23 protein-coding genes and 1 pseudogene are annotated in these 18,628 nt (G+C 41.6%); 15 read left to right on the forward strand and 9 right to left on the reverse strand.

Annotated elements, in window-relative coordinates; all coding sequences use genetic code 11:
• Positions 1 to 133 precede the first annotated feature (133 nt).
• Positions 134 to 754 (forward strand): LysE family transporter, encoded by a 621-nt coding sequence (locus tag FTU65_RS12410; RefSeq protein WP_180010767.1) that lies wholly within the window; start codon positions 134 to 136, stop codon positions 752 to 754.
• Positions 755 to 862: 108 nt separating this feature from the next.
• On the opposite strand, the gene znuB is transcribed toward FTU65_RS12410, so the two are convergent.
• From znuB to FTU65_RS12425, 3 genes are read right to left on the reverse strand one after another with little or no spacing between them, the layout of a single operon-like run.
• On the reverse strand, positions 863 to 1,663 hold the full coding sequence (znuB, locus tag FTU65_RS12415; protein ID WP_078191483.1) for a zinc ABC transporter permease subunit ZnuB: 801 nt from the start codon (positions 1,661 to 1,663) through the stop codon (positions 863 to 865).
• Positions 1,664 to 1,666: 3 nt separating this feature from the next.
• On the reverse strand, positions 1,667 to 2,428 hold the full coding sequence (gene znuC / locus FTU65_RS12420) for a zinc ABC transporter ATP-binding protein ZnuC (RefSeq protein ID WP_373683469.1): 762 nt from the start codon (positions 2,426 to 2,428) through the stop codon (positions 1,667 to 1,669).
• A gap of 2 nt (positions 2,429 to 2,430) precedes the next feature.
• Positions 2,431 to 2,928 carry a transcriptional repressor gene (locus FTU65_RS12425; protein ID WP_078191481.1) on the reverse strand — a complete coding sequence of 166 codons (498 nt, stop codon included), beginning with the start codon at positions 2,926 to 2,928 and terminating at the stop codon, positions 2,431 to 2,433.
• A 139-nt stretch (positions 2,929 to 3,067) separates the two neighbouring features.
• Here FTU65_RS12425 and FTU65_RS12430 point away from each other — a divergent pair, with 139 nt between their 5' ends.
• From FTU65_RS12430 to FTU65_RS12485, 12 genes are all read left to right on the forward strand, one after another.
• Positions 3,068 to 3,907 (forward strand): metal ABC transporter solute-binding protein, Zn/Mn family, encoded by an 840-nt coding sequence (locus FTU65_RS12430; RefSeq protein WP_180022172.1) that lies wholly within the window; start codon positions 3,068 to 3,070, stop codon positions 3,905 to 3,907.
• A 170-nt stretch (positions 3,908 to 4,077) separates the two neighbouring features.
• On the forward strand, positions 4,078 to 4,476 hold the full coding sequence (locus FTU65_RS12435; protein ID WP_078194025.1) for an ATP synthase subunit I: 399 nt from the start codon (positions 4,078 to 4,080) through the stop codon (positions 4,474 to 4,476).
• Positions 4,477 to 4,578: 102 nt separating this feature from the next.
• The gene (atpB, locus tag FTU65_RS12440; RefSeq protein ID WP_078191478.1) at positions 4,579 to 5,454 is read left to right on the forward strand and encodes a F0F1 ATP synthase subunit A; all 876 of its coding nucleotides are present in this window, start codon (positions 4,579 to 4,581) and stop codon (positions 5,452 to 5,454) included.
• Positions 5,455 to 5,538: 84 nt separating this feature from the next.
• Positions 5,539 to 5,784, forward strand: coding sequence for a F0F1 ATP synthase subunit C (gene atpE, locus FTU65_RS12445; RefSeq protein WP_000424060.1), 246 nt, complete (start codon positions 5,539 to 5,541; stop codon positions 5,782 to 5,784).
• A gap of 38 nt (positions 5,785 to 5,822) precedes the next feature.
• Positions 5,823 to 6,293, forward strand: a complete 471-nt coding sequence (locus FTU65_RS12450) for a F0F1 ATP synthase subunit B (RefSeq protein ID WP_078191477.1) — start codon at positions 5,823 to 5,825, stop codon at positions 6,291 to 6,293.
• Between the two features lie 12 nt (positions 6,294 to 6,305).
• Complete coding sequence (locus FTU65_RS12455) at positions 6,306 to 6,842, forward strand: F0F1 ATP synthase subunit delta (RefSeq protein ID WP_078191476.1); 537 nt, start codon at positions 6,306 to 6,308, stop codon at positions 6,840 to 6,842.
• A 42-nt stretch (positions 6,843 to 6,884) separates the two neighbouring features.
• Complete coding sequence (gene atpA / locus FTU65_RS12460; RefSeq protein ID WP_078191475.1) at positions 6,885 to 8,429, forward strand: F0F1 ATP synthase subunit alpha; 1,545 nt, start codon at positions 6,885 to 6,887, stop codon at positions 8,427 to 8,429.
• 88 nt (positions 8,430 to 8,517) lie between these two features.
• Positions 8,518 to 9,387, forward strand: a complete 870-nt coding sequence (gene atpG, locus FTU65_RS12465; protein ID WP_078191474.1) for a F0F1 ATP synthase subunit gamma — start codon at positions 8,518 to 8,520, stop codon at positions 9,385 to 9,387.
• A 29-nt stretch (positions 9,388 to 9,416) separates the two neighbouring features.
• Positions 9,417 to 10,811: a F0F1 ATP synthase subunit beta gene (gene atpD / locus FTU65_RS12470; RefSeq protein WP_078191473.1), complete on the forward strand. Its 1,395-nt coding sequence runs from the start codon at positions 9,417 to 9,419 to the stop codon at positions 10,809 to 10,811.
• 26 nt (positions 10,812 to 10,837) lie between these two features.
• Entirely contained in the window at positions 10,838 to 11,257 is a 420-nt protein-coding gene (locus tag FTU65_RS12475; protein WP_078191472.1) for a F0F1 ATP synthase subunit epsilon, read from the forward strand.
• A 117-nt stretch (positions 11,258 to 11,374) separates the two neighbouring features.
• The gene (locus FTU65_RS12480; RefSeq protein ID WP_180010761.1) at positions 11,375 to 11,920 is read left to right on the forward strand and encodes a hypothetical protein; all 546 of its coding nucleotides are present in this window, start codon (positions 11,375 to 11,377) and stop codon (positions 11,918 to 11,920) included.
• A 217-nt stretch (positions 11,921 to 12,137) separates the two neighbouring features.
• Positions 12,138 to 12,443, forward strand: coding sequence for a hypothetical protein (locus FTU65_RS12485; protein WP_180010759.1), 306 nt, complete (start codon positions 12,138 to 12,140; stop codon positions 12,441 to 12,443).
• A 6-nt stretch (positions 12,444 to 12,449) separates the two neighbouring features.
• Here FTU65_RS12485 and FTU65_RS12490 read toward each other — a convergent pair whose 3' ends face one another.
• The gene (locus FTU65_RS12490; protein WP_180010757.1) at positions 12,450 to 12,893 is read right to left on the reverse strand and encodes an AAA family ATPase; all 444 of its coding nucleotides are present in this window, start codon (positions 12,891 to 12,893) and stop codon (positions 12,450 to 12,452) included.
• 105 nt (positions 12,894 to 12,998) lie between these two features.
• Here FTU65_RS12490 and FTU65_RS12495 point away from each other — a divergent pair, with 105 nt between their 5' ends.
• The gene (locus FTU65_RS12495) at positions 12,999 to 13,466 is read left to right on the forward strand and encodes a hypothetical protein (protein ID WP_180010756.1); all 468 of its coding nucleotides are present in this window, start codon (positions 12,999 to 13,001) and stop codon (positions 13,464 to 13,466) included.
• Between the two features lie 7 nt (positions 13,467 to 13,473).
• Here the strand turns inward: FTU65_RS12495 and FTU65_RS12500 are convergent.
• The 5 genes and pseudogenes from FTU65_RS12500 to FTU65_RS12520 all read right to left on the reverse strand — a co-directional run bounded on the left by FTU65_RS12500 (position 13,474) and on the right by FTU65_RS12520 (position 17,459).
• Positions 13,474 to 14,487 (reverse strand): annotated as a pseudogene (locus tag FTU65_RS12500) (pirin family protein).
• A 157-nt stretch (positions 14,488 to 14,644) separates the two neighbouring features.
• Positions 14,645 to 15,268 (reverse strand): hypothetical protein, encoded by a 624-nt coding sequence (locus tag FTU65_RS12505; RefSeq protein WP_180010753.1) that lies wholly within the window; start codon positions 15,266 to 15,268, stop codon positions 14,645 to 14,647.
• A 143-nt stretch (positions 15,269 to 15,411) separates the two neighbouring features.
• Positions 15,412 to 15,789, reverse strand: a complete 378-nt coding sequence (locus tag FTU65_RS12510) for an RcnB family protein (RefSeq protein ID WP_078191466.1) — start codon at positions 15,787 to 15,789, stop codon at positions 15,412 to 15,414.
• Between the two features lie 221 nt (positions 15,790 to 16,010).
• Positions 16,011 to 16,556 (reverse strand): glutathione peroxidase, encoded by a 546-nt coding sequence (locus FTU65_RS12515; protein WP_180065674.1) that lies wholly within the window; start codon positions 16,554 to 16,556, stop codon positions 16,011 to 16,013.
• A 144-nt stretch (positions 16,557 to 16,700) separates the two neighbouring features.
• Complete coding sequence (locus FTU65_RS12520) at positions 16,701 to 17,459, reverse strand: helix-turn-helix transcriptional regulator (RefSeq protein WP_180065676.1); 759 nt, start codon at positions 17,457 to 17,459, stop codon at positions 16,701 to 16,703.
• Between the two features lie 122 nt (positions 17,460 to 17,581).
• On the opposite strand from FTU65_RS12520, the gene FTU65_RS12525 reads away from it, so the two are divergent.
• Positions 17,582 to 18,463, forward strand: a complete 882-nt coding sequence (locus FTU65_RS12525; RefSeq protein ID WP_180060109.1) for a DMT family transporter — start codon at positions 17,582 to 17,584, stop codon at positions 18,461 to 18,463.
• Positions 18,464 to 18,628: the final 165 nt, after the last annotated feature.

The raw sequence follows: 18,628 nt of genomic DNA on the forward strand, positions 1-18,628 counted from the left end.
TGAGTGGCTGTGTGTATTGTGCCTTAAGCAGCGCTGAGAGTGTAGCCTTCATTTGGCCTTTTAGCGTGCATTATTGTCATGAAAATAGAGTAAATGTCATATAATACAGACCCATTTCAAACTTGAGCTAATGATGTCCTATCAAATCTGGATTGCATATATGTTGGCATGTTGGGTGATTAGTGTTTCCCCAGGTGCAGGTGCAATTGCGTCTATGTCGAGTGGTTTGAATTATGGGTTTAAGCATGGGTATTGGAATGCAATCGGCCTGCAATTGGCACTTTTGGTTCAGATTGCCATTGTTGCAGCTGGGGCAGGAGTCTTATTTGCGACGACACCATGGGCATTTCTGATCGTGAAATGGTTTGGTGTGGGCTATTTATTGTATTTGGCTTATTTACAGTGGACAGCGCCAACACAGTCAATTGAAATCCAACAAAATTTACCAAATAAATCACGTTTAAAATTAGTTGTACATGGCTTTTTGGTCAATATGAGCAACCCTAAAGCGATTGTATTTTTGTTGGCGGTTTTGCCGCAGTTTTTAGATTTATCCAAACCCCAATGGATTCAATATGTCATTATGGCGGCAACGATGATTAGCATCGATCTGATTGTCATGGCGGGGTATACTGGTCTCGCTGCAAAAGTGCTGCGGTTATTAAAATCACCTAAACAACAAAAATATTTGAATCGAACCTTTGCGGTATTATTTGCTTGTGCTGCGAGTTTATTGAGTTTGGTGCATCAATAAATCCAGTGAGATGATTCTGAGCATCGTATTTGACGTGCAAAAAAAGCCATGCAGTTGCATGGCTTTTTTATTTTGATATGTGGCGAATTGAGCAATGAACGTTGCTACTCAAGCGACTTTCTTAAATTTTTGCATAATAAAAATCAGGGCAAAGAGCAGCGCCATAGTTAATACAATGGTCAGTCCTGTAGAGGTGTTTAAACCAGCACTTGACCATAAACCTACAGTTACACCGACTTGGGCAATGATGAAAGACCACAGTACCATTTGCTTCGGGGAATTTGCCAATAAACGAGCGGTTAATGCAGGAATCACTAACAATGCACCCATCAGCAATGAGCCGACAGCACGTAAAGCCAATACAGTAAATAATGCCAGTAATAACATAAAAATCAGACGTTGCCATTTAGCGCTGACACCTTCACTGACCGCAATATCGGGGTCAATGGCAATCTGAATCTGAGATTGCCAACTTTTATACAGCACGGTCAGTGCCACAATGATCACCACTGCAAAGACAGGCAAATCTGACCAAGAAATGGTGAGTAAATCACCAAATAAATAGCTGAGTAATTCAGGTCTTAAGCTTGGCAAATGTTGTATGAAGAGTAAGCCTGAGCACAGGAGTGTAGCCGAACAAAGCGCGAGCAAGGCGTCATTGGGCAAGCGTGGATCGTGTAACACCCATAAGATTGCAACCAATAAGAGCGCAATCAATGTAACGCCCGTCCAAAGCGGTAGACTCATTGCACCGGCAATGGCGACACCGAGTAAGGTGCCATGTGCCATGGTGTCCGCAAAAAATGACATGCGACGCCATAACATTAAACAGCCAAGCGGTGCAGTCAGGAACACCAGCAAAGTGCCCATGATCCATGCTGGCAAAAGGAGTTGTAGCCATTCCATCATGGATTATGCTTCCGGTTCAGGGTGAATATGAGGACGAGAGTCATGCTGGCAAGGCGTTGCACTATCGCCATGCGCACAGTGATCATGATGGTGTTGATAGAACACACGGTTTGTCCCAAAGATCGCTTGATATTCAGGATGTTGCTGCACATTTTCAGGCAAGCCACTACAGCAAATATGCTTATTGAGGCAAACTACACGATGTGTTCCTTGCATGACCCACTGTAAATCATGAGAGACCATCAAAACTGCACAGCCATATTTTTCAGGCAGGCTACGCACGTAGTCATACAGTTCCGCTTCAGACTGGATATCTAGACCTTGCATAGGTTCATCCAGAACCAATACATTCGGTTGACGCAATAAAGCCCGTGCAATCAATACACGTTGACGTTCGCCGCCCGATAGTTGCTGAACTTTAGATTGTTGTAACTTGGCAATGCCTGTATCACGAATAATTTCTTGCTTAATGCTGGCATCACATTTTTCTAATGCCAATAAATCACACACACGTAGCGGTAAGCTGTGTGATGGATTAAATTTTTGTGGCACATATGAGAATTTTAATTTTTGTATGCTGATCACTTTACCAGATACAGGTTTTACAATACCCAATAACACTTTGATGAGCGTGGATTTGCCTGCACCGTTAGGACCAATCAAGGTGACAATTTCTTTTTCGTGTAAGGCGAAATCTACATTTTTTAAAATGTCACGTTCATCGATTCGGACATGAACATGCTCTAAAGCCACAATGGGCTTCATATTTAGTGTTTGCTGCGGCACTGCTGACAGATCCCTGAAATTTCAATAATACTGTGATGTGCAGTAAAGCCATCGGATGCAGACAATTCATCGAGTTGCGCCATCAAGCCTTGAGCAGATGCTTCTTTGACTATTTTACAATCGGTGCAAATCAGGAATGCGGCTTGATGTCCTTCGCGCGGATGACAACACGGGATGTAAGCATTAATCGATGTTAGACGGTGAATCAAACCTTTTTCAAGCAGAAAATCCAGCGTACGGTATACCGTCGGTGGCGCTGCAGGTCGGTCAGACTCACTTTTGATTTTAGCCAAAAGGTCATAAGCGCCCATTGGCCCCGTTGCATTTAAGATCAGTTCCAATACTTCTTTACGCAAGGGCGTAAGTCGAGCACCCGTCGCACTACAGAGACTCTCAGCTTCAGCAAGGCGCTGTTCGACATTATGATGATCGTGTACACCATGCAAAGCATTATGATGTTCGTGTGAACATGCGCTCATAGCCAACCTCGAGTACGAAACTGTATAAAGAAAAAGACTTTAAATCTTAACATGAAGCGTAAGGACTTACGAACAGACGTAGGTTTTTTTACGATTTTGTTATATTATAACACTATTCATTTTATGGTGCTCTCTCCCCATGTCCCGTGTATTTCTTTTTTGTAGTTTGGCTTTATTCAGTGTGATGAGCTGGGCGCAAGGTCTCGTTGTTTCTACACAACCGATTTATTTAATCGCGAAGGATGTACTTAAGGGCGTAGAGCAGCCCAAACTACTGCTTGACCATCAATCTGGACATGATGTGAGCTTGACGCCTGCACACCGTAAAACCGTGCAAGATGCCAACTTGGTTTTATGGTTAGGCCATGCACACGAAGCACCTTTAGCAAAAATGTTGGATGAAAGTGGCAAAAGTATCGCTATTTTAGACTCAGGCATTATCAGTGCGTTGCCTTTGCGGGATGTTCGTGGCAATGCATTAAAAGGCACAATCGATACACATGTCTGGCTTGAACCAAACAATGCGGTTCGAATCGGCTTTTTTATTGCTGCTTTACGTTCACAACAGTTTCCAGAACATCGTGAAAAATATTGGGCTAATGCGCGTGCATTTGCGCAGAAACTCTTGATCACAGCCCAAAAAACAGATGTGTCGAGCCGTGCTCAGCCTTACTGGTCTTACCACGATGCCTATCAATATCTTGAGCGCTCACTGAATTTGAAATTTACCGGTGCGTTGACCGATGATCCACATGTCGCACCGACATTGGCACAAATCAAATACCTGAAAGACCATCGCGCGCAGCCAAAAATATGCTTACTTGCAGAAGCACATGCCAGCCAAAATCAGTATCAAAAGCTCGGTGGCATCGTCTTTCAGCCGGTGGACGAAACGATGAGTGGGGCAGGGGATTTTGTAACAGCATGGAAGATGTTGGCTGATGAAACCCTGAAATGCACACTAAATGCACGAAAGTAAAGTAAAAAATAAACAACTATTGATTAGTTTGAAAGCAGTTTGCCAATTTAAAAAAACACGACTAAGGTCGGGAAAAGATTGCAAGTTAAGGGGTGTAACTCTATAATGCCTGCGATTAAAAATAATCATCAGTTAAACTTGTCAAGCAGAATTGCTGTGAGTGAACAAAAATGAGTCGAACTAGTCGCATGATTGATCGACGATTAGCGAAAGCTTTAGTCATCTTACAAGCAGTAATGATTCCTGTTTCAGCCCTGATTGGTTGGGTCCTTAAAGACACAATCACAGCATATAGTGCAGCTTTGGGTGCGTTGGTATGTTGGCTAGCAAGTAGCTACTTTTCATGGCAGTCGTTTCGTGCGGCTGGTGCCCGTGCCTCTAAACAGGTGCTGTCAAACATGTATCGTGGCTTAATGGGCAAGTTTGCAATCGTGATTGTTGGATTCATTTTGATTTTGATCAATGTCAAACCGTTGTCAGCGGTGGCATTGTTTTGTGGTTTTATGCTCGTACAAAGTATGTCGTGGGTCGCTCCTTTTTGGGCAACACGCTTAAAAAAACGAGTATAAACACAACAAAAAATTGAAAAGTTTTTTGGAGAGTAACGAGATATCAGGCAGCACGCGATATTCGTTTTCTCTATTAGTTTTGACATTGACCAGGTGTGATTTATGGCTGCTGAAGAACATGCCCTTACTTCGACCGAGTACATTCAGCATCACTTGACTAACTTGACCTATGGCAAAATGCCAGATGGTACTTGGAAGTTAGCTGAGACTGCTAAAGAAGCTCAAGAGATGGGGTTCACTGCTATTCACTTGGATTCAATGGGTTGGTCTATTGGCCTTGGTATTGTTTTCTGTTTGTTGTTCTGGGTTGTAGCGAAAGCTGCAAACTCTGGTGTTCCGACCAAGTTCCAGTCTGCAATCGAAATGATTATCGAGTTCGTTGACTCAAGTGTCCGTGACACTTTCCATGGCAAATCGCGCTTAATCGCGCCGTTAGCGTTGACCATCTTCGTGTGGATTTTCCTCATGAACTTGATGGACTTGATCCCTGTTGACTGGATTCCTTATACAGCTCAATTGATCGGTGCTAACGTGTTTGGTATGGATCCTCACCACGTTTACTTCAAAATCGTTCCATCTACTGATCCTAACATTACCTTGGGTATGGCATTGTCAGTATTTGCGTTAACTATTTTCTATAGTATCCGTGAGAAAGGTCTTGTCGGATTCGGTGCAGAATTTGCACTTAACCCATTTAACCCAAGTAACCCAGTTTTAAAAGCATTACTTATTCCAGTAAACATTATTCTTGAATTAGTAACTTTTATTGCACGTCCAATCTCATTGGCTCTTCGACTGTTCGGTAACATGTATGCGGGTGAGTTGATCTTCATCTTGATCGCATTACTACCGTTCTGGATCCAGTGGGCGTTGTCTGTGCCTTGGGCGATCTTCCATATTCTTGTTATTACGTTACAAGCATTCATTTTCATGATGTTGACTATCGTATATATGAGTATGGCTAGCGAAAAGCATTAATGGTATTGCTCAACTGTCAAAGGGTGGTTGGGCACACAATTTTTTAACTTAATTTGGTATAAACCTAACCTCTGAGGAATTATCATGGAACTCACTTTAGGTCTAGTTGCAATTGCATCTGCTATCTTGATCGCTTTTGGTGCTTTAGGTACTGCGATTGGTTTTGGTCTTCTAGGCGGCCGTTTCTTAGAAGCTGTTGCTCGTCAACCAGAATTGGCTCCACAACTTCAAACTCGTATGTTCTTAATCGCAGGTCTTCTTGATGCTGTGCCTATGATCGGTGTTGGTATTGGCTTGTTCTTCATCTTCGCTAATCCATTTGTAGGTTAATCAGCTTAATTCCTAAATTAAACTATTGAGGAATAGCAATGAATATCAACCTCACATTGATTGGCCAAGCGATTGCATTTGCGATTTTTGTCGCATTCTGCATGAAGTTTGTATGGCCACCACTAATCAATGCGATTAGTGAGCGTCAGCGTAAAATCGCTGATGGCTTAAACGCTGCTGAAAAAGCAAAAGCTGACCTTGCGGATGCGCAAGCACAAGTGAAAGCTGAATTAGACGCGGCTAAAGCACAAGCGGCTCAATTGATCGAACAAGCGAACCGTCGTGGTGCGCAATTGGTAGAAGAAGCGCGTACTCAAGCTGCGGCTGAAGGTGAGCGTATTCGTCAACAAGCTAAAGAAGCTGTTGATACTGAAATCAATGCTGCTCGCGAAGAATTACGTCAACAAGTTGCTGCTCTTGCAGTTACTGGCGCAGAAAAAATTCTGAACCAGCAAGTTGACGCAGAAGCTCACAATGCCATGCTGACTCAGCTGGCTGCTAAACTTTAAGAGAGGCGGATTATGGCTGAACTCTTGACGTTGGCACGCCCATACGCTAAAGCAGCATTTGCTTACGCTTCTGAGCAAAATGCAACTGACGCTTGGTCAAATGCATTGAATTTGCTCAGTGCTGCGGTGCAAGACGAAGCATTTTCAGCTTATCTAAATCGCCCTGAGCTTACTCCTGCTGAGCAGGTAAGTGTTTTCGCAAAAGTTTTAGGTGAAGACCAGACTGCAGCAGTGTCAAACTTTTTGACATTGCTTGCCGATAATGACCGTCTGGCACTTCTTCCTGAAATTTCAGAAGAATACGAACAGCTCAAATCACAGAATAACAATACTGTGGATGTAGTGATTGAATCTGCATTCCCATTGACTTCTGTACAAGAACAATTACTTGCGCATGCATTAGAGAAAAAATTCGAAGCTGCCGTAAATGTTTCTGTAGAAGTTAACCCAGCGTTAATCGCGGGTGTAGTTATTCGTGCAGGCGACCAAGTGATAGATGATTCTGCGCTTAACAAGCTTGAAAAAATGCGGACTCGTCTTCTTGCTTAACAGCTCGAAGACTGAACTTTAAAAAGATTGAGGTATAGCGCAATGCAACAACTGAATCCATCCGAGATCAGTGCGCTCATTAAACAGCGTATCGGCGATCTGGACACCAGCGCGACCGCTAAGAACGAAGGGACCATTGTTATGGTTTCCGACGGTATTGTGCGCATTCACGGCCTTGCTGATGCAATGTACGGTGAAATGATCGAATTCGACGGCGGCTTATTTGGTATGGCACTGAACCTAGAACAGGATTCAGTGGGTGCCGTTGTCTTAGGTAACTACTTAAGCCTTCAAGAAGGTCAAAAAGCTCGTTGCACAGGTCGTGTATTAGAAGTTCCGGTTGGTCCAGAACTTTTAGGCCGTGTAGTAGATGCTCTTGGTAACCCAATTGATGGTAAAGGCCCTATTGACGCAAAACTTACTGATGCTGTTGAAAAAGTAGCACCAGGCGTAATTTGGCGTCAATCAGTGGATCAACCTGTACAAACTGGTTATAAATCAGTAGATACAATGATCCCTGTTGGTCGTGGTCAACGTGAGTTGATCATCGGTGACCGTCAAACTGGTAAAACAGCTATGGCGATCGATGCGATCATCGCTCAGAAAAACTCTGGCATTAAATGTGTATACGTAGCAATTGGTCAAAAACAATCGACTATCGCTAACGTTGTGCGCAAGCTAGAAGAAACTGGCGCTATGGCGTACACAACTGTTGTAGCAGCTGCTGCAGCTGATCCTGCAGCGATGCAGTATCTTGCTCCGTATGCTGGTTGTACAATGGGTGAGTACTTCCGTGACCGCGGTGAAGACGCGCTTATCATTTATGATGACTTGTCTAAACAAGCTGTTGCTTACCGTCAAATTTCATTGCTTCTACGTCGTCCACCAGGTCGTGAAGCATATCCTGGTGACGTATTCTATCTACACTCACGTTTACTTGAACGTGCTTCACGTGTATCTGCTGACTACGTTGAGAAATTCACTAACGGTGAAGTTAAAGGCCAAACTGGTTCATTAACTGCATTACCGATTATTGAAACTCAAGCCGGTGACGTATCTGCATTCGTACCTACTAACGTAATTTCGATTACTGACGGTCAGATCTTCTTAGAAACATCATTATTCAACGCAGGTATTCGTCCTGCTGTGAACGCGGGTATCTCTGTATCACGTGTTGGTGGTTCTGCTCAAACTAAGATCATCAAAAAATTGTCAGGTGGTATCCGTACCGCTCTTGCGCAATACCGTGAATTAGCTGCGTTTGCTCAGTTCGCTTCTGACCTTGACGAAGCAACTCGTAAACAGCTTGAACATGGTCAACGTGTAACTGAGCTTATGAAGCAAAAACAATATGCTCCATACTCAATTGCTGACCAAGCTGTTTCAATTTATGCATCTAACGAAGGCTACATGGCTGACGTAGAAGTGAAGAAAATCGTTGCATTTGATGCTGCGTTGATCTCTTACTTCCGTTCAGAAAATGCTGCGTTAATGCAAAAAATTGACGAGACTGGTGCTTACGATAAAGAAATCGAAGCAGCAATCAAAGCAGGTATTGAAAGCTTTAAAGCGACTCAAACTTACTAAGATTCAACTGTGTTGAATCTGGTTTTGGTTTGGTTCACGGATCAACCTTCGGAAGCTCGAAAGGGCTTTCGAATACTAGGTTAAGCGTATGGCAAATTTAAAAGAAATTCGCGCCAAAGTAGCTAGTATCAAAAGCACGCAGAAAATTACTCGCGCGATGCAGATGGTAGCAGCTTCTAAGATGCGTCGTGCGCAAGAGCGCATGGCTCAAGGCCGTCCGTATGCCGAAAATATGCACCGTGTAATTGCTCATTTGGTACAAGCGAACCCTGAATACAAACACCGTTATATGGTTGAACGTCCTGTAAAGCGCGTTGGCTATATCATTGTTTCTTCAGATCGTGGCCTTGCTGGTGGTTTGAACATTAACTTGTTCAAAAAAGTGGTAAAACACGTACAACAGCAACAAGAGCAGTCAATTGAAGTTCAATTTGCTTTAATTGGTCAAAAAGCGGTTTCGTTTTTTAAAAACTACGGCGGTAAAGTTCTTGGTGCAACTACAAACGTAGGTGATGCTCCGAGTCTTGAACAGTTAACTGGTTCTGTACAGGTGATGTTAGACGCGTTTGATAAAGGCGAGTTAGATCGTATTTATCTAGTGTCAAACGGCTTTGTCAACGCCATGACTCAAAACCAAAAAATCGAACAGCTTGTTCCTTTAGCAGCTGCTGAGGAAAGCGAAGGTCTAAACCGTCAATACGGTTGGGACTATATCTATGAACCAGAAGCTGAAGAGCTTTTAAATGGTTTATTGGTTCGTTACATTGAGTCTATGGTTTATCAAGGTGTGATTGAAAACATCGCATGTGAACAGTCTGCTCGTATGGTTGCAATGAAAGCTGCAACTGATAACGCGGGTGAATTGATCAAGAGCCTACAACTTATTTATAACAAGCTGCGTCAAGCCGCGATTACTCAGGAAATCTCTGAGATCGTTGGTGGTGCCGCTGCCGTTTAACATTATTAGTTTGAATTGAGGAGACAGCAATGAGTAGCGGTCGTATCATTCAGATCATCGGCGCGGTTATCGACGTCGAGTTTGAACGTAACAGCGTTCCTAAGATCTATGACGCTCTCCATGTTGATGGTACTGAAACTACATTAGAAGTTCAGCAGCAACTTGGTGATGGCGTAGTTCGTACTATTGCAATGGGTTCTACTGAAGGCCTTAAGCGTGGTCTTACTGTAACTAACACTGGCGCGCCTATCTCTGTACCTGTAGGTACTGCATGTTTAGGTCGTATCATGGACGTTCTTGGTCGTCCTATCGACGAAGCTGGTCCTGTTGGTACTGAAGCTCGTTTACCAATTCACCGTCAAGCGCCTTCTTATGCAGAACAAGCGGCTTCTACTGACCTTTTAGAAACTGGTATTAAAGTCATTGACTTACTTTGCCCGTTCGCTAAAGGTGGTAAAGTTGGTCTGTTCGGTGGTGCCGGTGTTGGTAAAACTGTAAACATGATGGAGTTGATCAACAACATCGCGAAAGCTCACTCAGGTTTATCTGTGTTTGCTGGTGTTGGTGAACGTACTCGTGAAGGTAACGACTTCTATCACGAAATGAAAGACTCTAACGTTCTAGACAAAGTAGCAATGGTCTACGGTCAGATGAATGAGCCACCAGGTAACCGTTTACGCGTAGCGTTGACTGGTTTGACTATGGCTGAGTACTTCCGTGACGAAAAAGACGAAAACGGTAAAGGCCGTGACGTTCTATTGTTCGTCGACAACATCTATCGTTATACACTAGCGGGTACTGAAGTATCAGCACTTCTAGGTCGTATGCCATCTGCAGTAGGTTACCAACCGACTCTTGCAGAAGAGATGGGTGTTCTTCAAGAACGTATTACGTCTACTAAGTCTGGTTCTATTACGTCAATCCAAGCGGTATACGTACCTGCCGATGACTTAACAGATCCATCGCCTGCTACTACCTTCGCTCACTTGGACGCGACTGTTGTATTGAGCCGTGACATCGCATCTTCTGGTATTTACCCAGCGATCGATCCACTTGACTCTACTTCACGTCAGTTAGATCCACTTGTAGTGGGTACTGAGCATTACGAAATCGCTCGTTCAGTTCAAAACGTTCTTCAACGTTACAAAGAATTGAAAGACATTATCGCAATTCTTGGTATGGACGAATTGGCAGAAGAAGACAAACTTACTGTATACCGTGCACGTAAGATCCAACGTTTCTTCTCTCAACCGTTCCACGTAGCTGAAGTGTTTACTGGTGCTCCTGGTAAACTTGTACCGCTTAAAGAAACAATTCGTGGCTTTAAAGGTCTTCTAGCTGGTGAATACGACCACATTCCAGAACAAGCGTTCTACATGGTTGGTGGTATTGACGAAGTTATTGCTAAAGCTGAGAAACTTTAATTAGTTACCTAATTTAGGAGATTCTCATGTCAACTATGCAATGTGACGTTGTAAGTGTTAAAGAGTCTTTGTACTCTGGCACTGTAACTATGCTAATTGCTAAAGGTGCTGGTGGTGAGTTGGGTATTATGCCTGGCCATGCGCCACTAGTAACTTTGCTCAAGCCGGGCGCAATCCGCGTTCTGCTTGAAAATGGTACAGAAGAATTAATCTATGTATCAGGTGGTGTACTAGAAGTTCAACCGCACGTTGTTACTGTACTTGCAGATACTGCAGTACGTGCTGACAACCTTGATGAAGCAGCAATTATTGAAGCTCGTAAACAAGCTGAACAATTGTTAGCAAATCAAAAGAGCGACTTGGACTCAGCTGCTGCTTTGGCTGCTCTTGCAGAAACTGCTGCTCAGTTGGAAACCATCCGCAAAATCAAAAACCGCGCTCAATAAGACGCTGTTCGAGATTGAAAGAGCCACCCGAAAGGGTGGTTTTTTTATGTTCAAATATACAACTTAAATCGAGATGGATATAATATTTAGCAAATAAATCTTGATATAAAAAATAAAATGAAACTCAATATTAAATTAACCAATGAAGATTTTTATGTATTTCAGGTGCTAAACGAAGAGCTTATTAATCCTGTTGTATATGACAAATTCGAAGTTAAGTTTCTCAGATTAGTGTTTAAATTTTTTATACTATTAATAGTCGGTCTCTTTATTTTTATTTTCTTCAAAAATGACTCTTCACTTTTGAATTACTTGATTTTGTTGGTCGCTCTTTTATTGGGATTGTTGCCCAAAGTAAACTCTATTTTTCAAAATATGTTTAAGATACGATATATCGATCAAATGGCTGAAAATTCGAAAATTCTTATTGGGGATAAAGAAATTGAGATTACAGAGAAAAATCTTATCGAAAGTACTGAGTATTACACTCAAATTTTTTCATGGAGTTTAGTATCAAATATTGAGAAAACGCAAACTCATTTAATTGTTTTCTTCGGTATGTGTATAGGGATTATTTTGCCCTTAGACCAAATTAATAATGACGTAGAAAAGATAATACAACAATATTGCCCAAATATTGAGTTCAAAGAACATAACTGGTAAGTAAATTTCATTTGATTGTCTTTGATGAATTTGAAGTGATTTATTTGTAATGAATAATTGAGAAATTTCTATTCTCCATAATATTCACATCAAATCTCTTATCAAAATTTTCCCCTAAACTTTTCAGCTCAGGCTTTATATCTATCACCTAAAGTTGAATATATTTTATTCAATACAATCTTTATAGTGATTAAATTCAATCAGCTAGCATTGCACCATGAATCTTATCGCCTATGAGCCGCATTTTTGGGAACTTTATCAAGACTTTGATCAATATTACTTGAGCATTGCGGTTGATCTCAGTTCTGTAGTGTCATGTTGGGATGTTGAACTCACCCATGAAGAAGTTCAACAATATGAACACCGTGGGTGCGTGAGTATTCAAGAACTGGCAAAATCGATGGTTGCTGCTGCCTATAAAGGTGATTTTGCTTCATTAGAAAGTCGTTTAGTGAAACCATATGAACGTCAGGCCATGCAATCGGCTTTTAAAAAATGGCAAGATAGCCAAAAAGCAGGTTAATGGTTGTTATTCATGCATGGGTAAAATTGAAAACTCGCCGTGACTGATAATTTTAATTTTAAAAATTAGATCAAAGCCTTCATCCTGTGATGGAACTTGAAGTTTGCGATAAGTAGCACGCACGCCAACTTCTGGAATATGGGCTTTGCCTTCACGAAAACTGTTGCGTTTTAAGGTACTGTCCAAATCGGTTTCAAAATAATAAGCAATCACCTCAAAACCTGCATCAATTGCACGTTGGATATAGCGAGCACGAGCTTCCCGATCTGGGTTGGTATTATCAATCACCATTTTGGTTTTGGATGCCAAACCAGCTTCAAAGATCATATTTTCCCGATGTCGGGTTTTCAACATATCCAAATTAATACGTAAATGGCTATGATATAAATTCAACATGTAAAAGGTTGATTTGCCAGAGGCTTGAACGCCTGTAAAAATAATCAGCTGCATGGTGTCTGCAATGAAAGCATGGAATGAATAATAGAGTATTAAATCAGCAACGCAGTTTTGCTACAATCGCTGCAAAATGAATAAGAACAATTTACATAGGTCTGTATGCTCAAATTTTTTACCAGTTTATCGCTGTGTCTTTGTTGTGGTTTGCTCCTAGCATGTCAAAGCCAATACGTCACGACACCCAATCTTCCCACTGAAGCTGCACTTGTCGCTGAATCGGTTGATAATGGCATCAGTACGGAGCTTGAGATTCCATATTTGACCGCCTTTCGAAATCTGCGACAAGCCTATAATCACTGTGTTGCGTTTACCGCGAACAATCGCTACGTCTATACCGATAATCGTTTAGAAGAGCATTTGGAGCAGGGGACATTGATGGCACGGACTGAACATGGGGCGTATTTGCATAAAATGTTGGTCGAAAGTTTAGATCCACAGACGACACGTATTACCTTATTTTTGCCGAAGCAATATACCTTTGCCCAAGCACGTTTTAAACAAGATGTTCAGCGCGCACTTGGACAAGATAAAAACTGTAATACCTATGAATTTGCTCAATCCAACTAATTGAACTTTAAGACGCTTGTGAGTTTTCCTGCTCTGGGTGCTCTACACGTTTACCGCCCTCATAACTGGCAAATCGAGCTTGATCACGTTTGAAGACCGGTGCTGGTGTCGGCCAAGGCCAATCGCCAAAATGGGTTTCACGATAGCGTTTAAAAGCGGCATCGAGTTCTTCAGTGGTATTGAGCACAAATGGACCGCGCATCGCCACGGGTTCATTAATCGGTTCACCTTCTAACCACAGAATCCGTGCTTCTAATCCGCCTGCTTTGAGATGGACGTCGGCATCTGATTGGAGTTCAACCAAATGCTTCATCTGAATGGTTTGACCTTCTATTTCTAATGGATTGCCCTGATAAAAATAAGCAAAACGGTTTGAGCTACTTGTTGTTGCGGGAATCACCAACTCTGCACCTGCTTGCATGGTGATTAAATAAATATTGACCTTATTTTCTGCGGCAGCCGCCCATGAGTGTGTCGGTCGGGAAATGGCATCGGTGGATTTGAACTGCCCTGAAATCACGCGAATATCCGATTTTTTTCCTTCACTATCGGTTTCAAAGACGTGAGGAATCTCTTCACGCCAAAACATTTTATAGTCGGCATCATGGGTTTTCTGTTCAGCCGATGAATTAAACCAAATTTGGAAAAGTTCAAAAGGATTGGCTTTATCTTCATGCAGTAGGGGGAACATTTCACAGTGTTCAACGCCATTGCCTGTGGACAGTCATTGCACATCACCAGCAGCATAGCGTCCGCCATTGCCTAATGAATCGAAATGATCGACATAGCCTTGTTCGACCAAGGTAATGGTTTCAAAGCCAGTATGTGGATGCTTTGGAAAACCTGGAACCACATCGCCATAGTACATATTGAATTCATCTTTCTCGGCGGCTGTTTTTGGCCCCATGTCTGTATTCGCAGCAGGAAAATGATCAATATTATGGGCAGTAAATAAGAAAGGATCTTTTAAATCTAAACGAAAGGTAATGGGTGTAATGTTATAAATCACAGCGTTTGACATAACTGTTCCATCATTGGCTTTATTATTAAGCCTTAATCTAAAAGGAAAAACAGTCGTGTTCTATAGCGGAACTGTAAGAAAAAAGCGTTAGCTCAAGGTCTAACGCTTTTTTGATTTACAACAGGTAGAATGCAATGGAAATGCTAGATTTAGCTATTTATTCAGTTTCAGTGGGTGCATTAGATGAGCTTTTAGCTGCTTGGTCTTGGATCAACATACCTGCTAATTTCAGCATTTCCGCTTGAATATTGCCCATTTGATTTTGAATTTTCTGAAAATCAACTTTGCTTAAATCGACTTGTCCATTGAGAAAAGGTGAGGCCAATACTTGCTGATTCGCTGCCTGTAGATTGCTGCGAATATCATTAATCTCAGTGCTTTTTAGATTTAAATCATTCAAAGCTTGATTGAAACCTTTGAGCTGCTGTTGCAGCTGGGTTGCCGCTTTTTGCAATTGGAGATGATCTTGGTTGCTGACTGCGGCTTCTAAATCGACCTGCGTTTGTTTGAGTTGTTCAACATAATTGCCGGCTTTAAGTTGCATATCCGCAACATCGCGAACGATATAAAATATATTGCCGCTTTTTAATTGGTTTTGATCGGTCGCCTGACTTTGTGTCGCGGATTGATTTTCACTTGTTGGTGCAGTTGCAGGATGATCATTTTCTGCAGCGATTTCTTGTTCCTGTTGCGGTGCTGTAGCAGGTTCACAACCAATCAGCACCAAAACACCACTAAAAATGGCAAAAGGGAGAAGAGCATTCTGCACGAGCTTTTTCATTCAATCATCACTATGTGTTAAGTCTATGCTTTGAATATAGGGGCAGAATGTGGATTAAAAATAGATTGTTGCAAAGCAATAACAAAATAATCGCTTGAACAAAAAAAAGAGGGCATTTGCCCTCTTTTGATGTTTTGGTGGGTTTAACCCGCAATGATTTTGATAATGGCATGGCTGACGGCATTCATTAAAATGTAGTCGCCATTCACTTTAATCCATTGTTGGTTTTTGCCTGGTTTAGACAATTTTTTGTATTTGGTGTGGTCTACTTTGTAGCTATGACCACGGTATTCAGAAGGTACTTTTTGTCCAGAACGCCAATCATGTGAAGGATTTACGGCTTTTTTCTTGTTCTGGCTTTGGTTTTTTACTGGTGTGTTTTGTTTAGTGTGCTGTTGAGCTTTCGTATTTTGATTATGCGCAGGTGCATGTTGTTGGCTATTTTGCGGTGCAGCCATTGCTGGAGCAGCAACAAGTGCTGTCGAAATAGATAAAACGATAGCTTTCATTAATGTATTCATAAGTTCACCTGTTTACTGCTGGATGTGATTTGATAAGACTCATCATAATGAGTATTTACAGGGAAACTTTGAACAATGTATATGTGAAATATTAAAATAATGGATAAACTATGTAAATTATCAATATGTGATAATTATTAAATATTATTGTGATAATTTAAAATGATCAATCTCAGTTAAAATCACAATAATCTTAACTGAGAGATTGAGATATTGTCGAATTATTTGGCTAACTCAGCGTTGATGGCATCGACAATACGTGCATCATCTGCCTTGATATCAGGTGCAAATCGTGCCACAACTTCGCCTTGTTTATTCACGAGGAATTTTTCAAAATTCCATAAAACTTCAGGCTTTGGATTTGGTGTTAAACCGTATTCAACTAAATCATCCCACCATGGACCTTCACCAATGCGCTCAGGAATGGCTTGGGTCAAGGTTTGATAAAGTGGGTGTTTATCCGTGCCTGCAACAGAAATTTTTGCAAAAAGTGGGAAATCAACCTTGTAGTTGATTGAGCAAAATTCTTGAATTTCAGCTTCAGAACCAGGTTCTTGTTCTAAAAAGTTATTGGCAGGAAAACCTAAGACTTCAAAGCCTTGTGATTTCTTCTCTGTATAGAGTTTCTCTAGGCCTTCATATTGCGGTGTTAGCCCACATTTAGAGGCCACATTGACCAATAATAAAACCTTGCCTTGGTATTGATTGAGTGTGGTGTCATCACCTTGGATGGTTTTTACCGGGATATCGTAAACTGAAGCTGACATATTCGTTCCTAATTGAAGTTGTGCCTTTCATCCTTGTTTTAAAGGGAAATCTGGTGAACAGCAAGCTTTTATCGATAGGCTTTTCGCATAATTTTTGTAGTAGTTTGCAGAATTCGAGCTGATGCTTGCTTGAGTGCTTGGCATTTAACTAGTGGCACGGTGTTGGTTTGGGGTTTTTCCTGTATAGCGTTTAAAAAACTCAATAAAGCTTGAGCTGTGTTGATAACCCAATTCATAGCTGAGAGCTTTAATAGACTGACCAGCGCGGAGTTGTTGAATGGCATAAATAATTTTGGCACGGTTTCGCCATTCAGAAAGGCTCATTTGTAGTTCGTGCTGACTCAGCCGCAGTAACTGACGCTCACTCAAACCCACATTGGCTAAGCATCGCTGTAGGCTCAAGCTAAAATGATCTACATCTGCAAGCTGCACCAAGATCGGCTTTAACACCGCATCATGGCTTTGCGGTAAATAATGTTGATGTTTGGGTGCTGTTTTTAACTGGTCGAATAAGACCTGTAGCAGGTGTCGATAGGGTGGTGTGGTATGTTGCTCTGTAGGAAAGGCCAAAATTTCTTGCGCCAATAAACGAAAGAAAGGCTGGATGCTAAATACTTCCGTCTGCTTGGGGAAATTTATGCAGAGATCAGGTGCTAGTCGGATTGCCACATAATGAATGGGTTGCTCATCAATCGCGACTGAGCAATGTTCTGTCTGTGGGGGAATCCACACCCCATAACTGGCAGGTGAGAGATGATGTTGCCCTTGTATCTCATATTCGAAAATACCATCGAGACAAAAATTAAAATCACCCCAAAGACAACTGTGCGGATAGACAGCATCTAATGTGGTGTAGTGTGCTTCAAAAAGCTCGATTTGTTGTTCAATCGGTGCTGATGTCATATAAGCCTAAGTGTCGATGTCTGAACTACAATATAAATGTCTGAAATCATGTATTTCAATTAAAACAGACATCACTCAAAATACCTAAACCAATCTTTGCACAATATATTGAGGAGTCAGACATGTTGCTTCAAGCGCGTTGGGCGAAATTTGCAATTTGTTTGCCTCTGATCGCGGTATTTATATGGTCGTTAAATATTACCGTCACCCGCTATGTGACGGATTATATTTCACCAGTCAGTATCAGTTTTTATCGATGGTTTATTGCATTTTTGATTCTGACCCCTTTTATGCTCAAAACCGTTTGGCAGCAAAGACAGCTTATCGGGCAGCATTGGCAGCAATTGGCTGTGCTGAGTGCTTTTGGCATGGTGTTATATCAAGGCTTGGGCTATACCGCTGCGCATTATACGACGGCGACCAATATGGGCATCATCAATGCCTTTATCCCTGTTTTTACGATTGCAGTTGCATTTTTCTTAATTAAAGATGTGCCCAACCGCTATGCCATCTTAGGCTGTGCGATTTCATTTACGGGGCTATTGTTTGTCATTGCGCAAGGAGATTTCAGTCAATTACTGAATATGGGCGGACATTTCGGCGATATCCTCATGATCTTCGCAGTGTTCTTTTATGCCTTTTATGGGGTGTTTTTAAAAAAATGGCAATTGAAACTTCCGCTACTGTTGAGCTTATATGTACAAATTTTCTTTGCCGTTTTATATCACTTGCCATTCGTGTTGTATTTAGGCATTGACGCGATTAATCCTGCGAATGCGCCAAGTGTATTTTATGCGGCAATTTTTCCATCATTGATTGCACCGTTGGTATGGATGTTGGCTGTACAACATCTCGGCCCGAATCGCACCAGTATTTTTATGAATTTGATGCCGGTATTTACTGCGATCATTGCCTATTTCTGGTTGGCTGAGCAGTGGATGTTTTATCATAGTGTCGGCACAGTGATGGCGATTACTGGGGTGATCTTAGCGCAGCGTAAGTAAATCCAGTAAAAAGTTGAAAATTTACGAGAAGTGTTGATTAGAAAATAATCAAACAAACTTATTTTTTTATAGAGCAAATCTTTTGAAAATGGATTTTTGAATGTAAAACTGAATTAAAAAAACAAATGCTCGTCTTAAAAATCAATCAAAAATAGATACATATTT

It is taken from the genome of Acinetobacter sp. YH12129, from assembly GCF_013418685.1.
In the GTDB taxonomy this organism is placed as follows: Bacteria; Pseudomonadota; Gammaproteobacteria; order Pseudomonadales; family Moraxellaceae; genus Acinetobacter; species Acinetobacter amyesii.

Excerpts from the sequence above, each read along its gene's own strand:
- FTU65_RS12410 (WP_180010767.1), top strand. The coding sequence starts at position 134 with ATGTCCTATCAAATCTGGATTGCATATATGTTGGCATGTTGGGTGATT.
- znuB (WP_078191483.1), bottom strand. The coding sequence starts at position 1,663 with ATGATGGAATGGCTACAACTCCTTTTGCCAGCATGGATCATGGGCACT.
- znuC (WP_373683469.1), bottom strand. The coding sequence starts at position 2,428 with ATGAAGCCCATTGTGGCTTTAGAGCATGTTCATGTCCGAATCGATGAA.
- FTU65_RS12425 (WP_078191481.1), bottom strand. The coding sequence starts at position 2,928 with ATGAGCGCATGTTCACACGAACATCATAATGCTTTGCATGGTGTACAC.
- FTU65_RS12430 (WP_180022172.1), top strand. The coding sequence starts at position 3,068 with ATGTCCCGTGTATTTCTTTTTTGTAGTTTGGCTTTATTCAGTGTGATG.
- FTU65_RS12435 (WP_078194025.1), top strand. The coding sequence starts at position 4,078 with ATGAGTCGAACTAGTCGCATGATTGATCGACGATTAGCGAAAGCTTTA.
- atpB (WP_078191478.1), top strand. The coding sequence starts at position 4,579 with ATGGCTGCTGAAGAACATGCCCTTACTTCGACCGAGTACATTCAGCAT.
- atpE (WP_000424060.1), top strand. The coding sequence starts at position 5,539 with ATGGAACTCACTTTAGGTCTAGTTGCAATTGCATCTGCTATCTTGATC.
- FTU65_RS12450 (WP_078191477.1), top strand. The coding sequence starts at position 5,823 with ATGAATATCAACCTCACATTGATTGGCCAAGCGATTGCATTTGCGATT.
- FTU65_RS12455 (WP_078191476.1), top strand. The coding sequence starts at position 6,306 with ATGGCTGAACTCTTGACGTTGGCACGCCCATACGCTAAAGCAGCATTT.
- atpA (WP_078191475.1), top strand. The coding sequence starts at position 6,885 with ATGCAACAACTGAATCCATCCGAGATCAGTGCGCTCATTAAACAGCGT.
- atpG (WP_078191474.1), top strand. The coding sequence starts at position 8,518 with ATGGCAAATTTAAAAGAAATTCGCGCCAAAGTAGCTAGTATCAAAAGC.
- atpD (WP_078191473.1), top strand. The coding sequence starts at position 9,417 with ATGAGTAGCGGTCGTATCATTCAGATCATCGGCGCGGTTATCGACGTC.
- FTU65_RS12475 (WP_078191472.1), top strand. The coding sequence starts at position 10,838 with ATGTCAACTATGCAATGTGACGTTGTAAGTGTTAAAGAGTCTTTGTAC.
- FTU65_RS12480 (WP_180010761.1), top strand. The coding sequence starts at position 11,375 with ATGAAACTCAATATTAAATTAACCAATGAAGATTTTTATGTATTTCAG.
- FTU65_RS12485 (WP_180010759.1), top strand. The coding sequence starts at position 12,138 with ATGAATCTTATCGCCTATGAGCCGCATTTTTGGGAACTTTATCAAGAC.
- FTU65_RS12490 (WP_180010757.1), bottom strand. The coding sequence starts at position 12,893 with ATGCAGCTGATTATTTTTACAGGCGTTCAAGCCTCTGGCAAATCAACC.
- FTU65_RS12495 (WP_180010756.1), top strand. The coding sequence starts at position 12,999 with ATGCTCAAATTTTTTACCAGTTTATCGCTGTGTCTTTGTTGTGGTTTG.
- FTU65_RS12505 (WP_180010753.1), bottom strand. The coding sequence starts at position 15,268 with ATGAAAAAGCTCGTGCAGAATGCTCTTCTCCCTTTTGCCATTTTTAGT.
- FTU65_RS12510 (WP_078191466.1), bottom strand. The coding sequence starts at position 15,789 with ATGAATACATTAATGAAAGCTATCGTTTTATCTATTTCGACAGCACTT.
- FTU65_RS12515 (WP_180065674.1), bottom strand. The coding sequence starts at position 16,556 with ATGTCAGCTTCAGTTTACGATATCCCGGTAAAAACCATCCAAGGTGAT.
- FTU65_RS12520 (WP_180065676.1), bottom strand. The coding sequence starts at position 17,459 with ATGACATCAGCACCGATTGAACAACAAATCGAGCTTTTTGAAGCACAC.
- FTU65_RS12525 (WP_180060109.1), top strand. The coding sequence starts at position 17,582 with ATGTTGCTTCAAGCGCGTTGGGCGAAATTTGCAATTTGTTTGCCTCTG.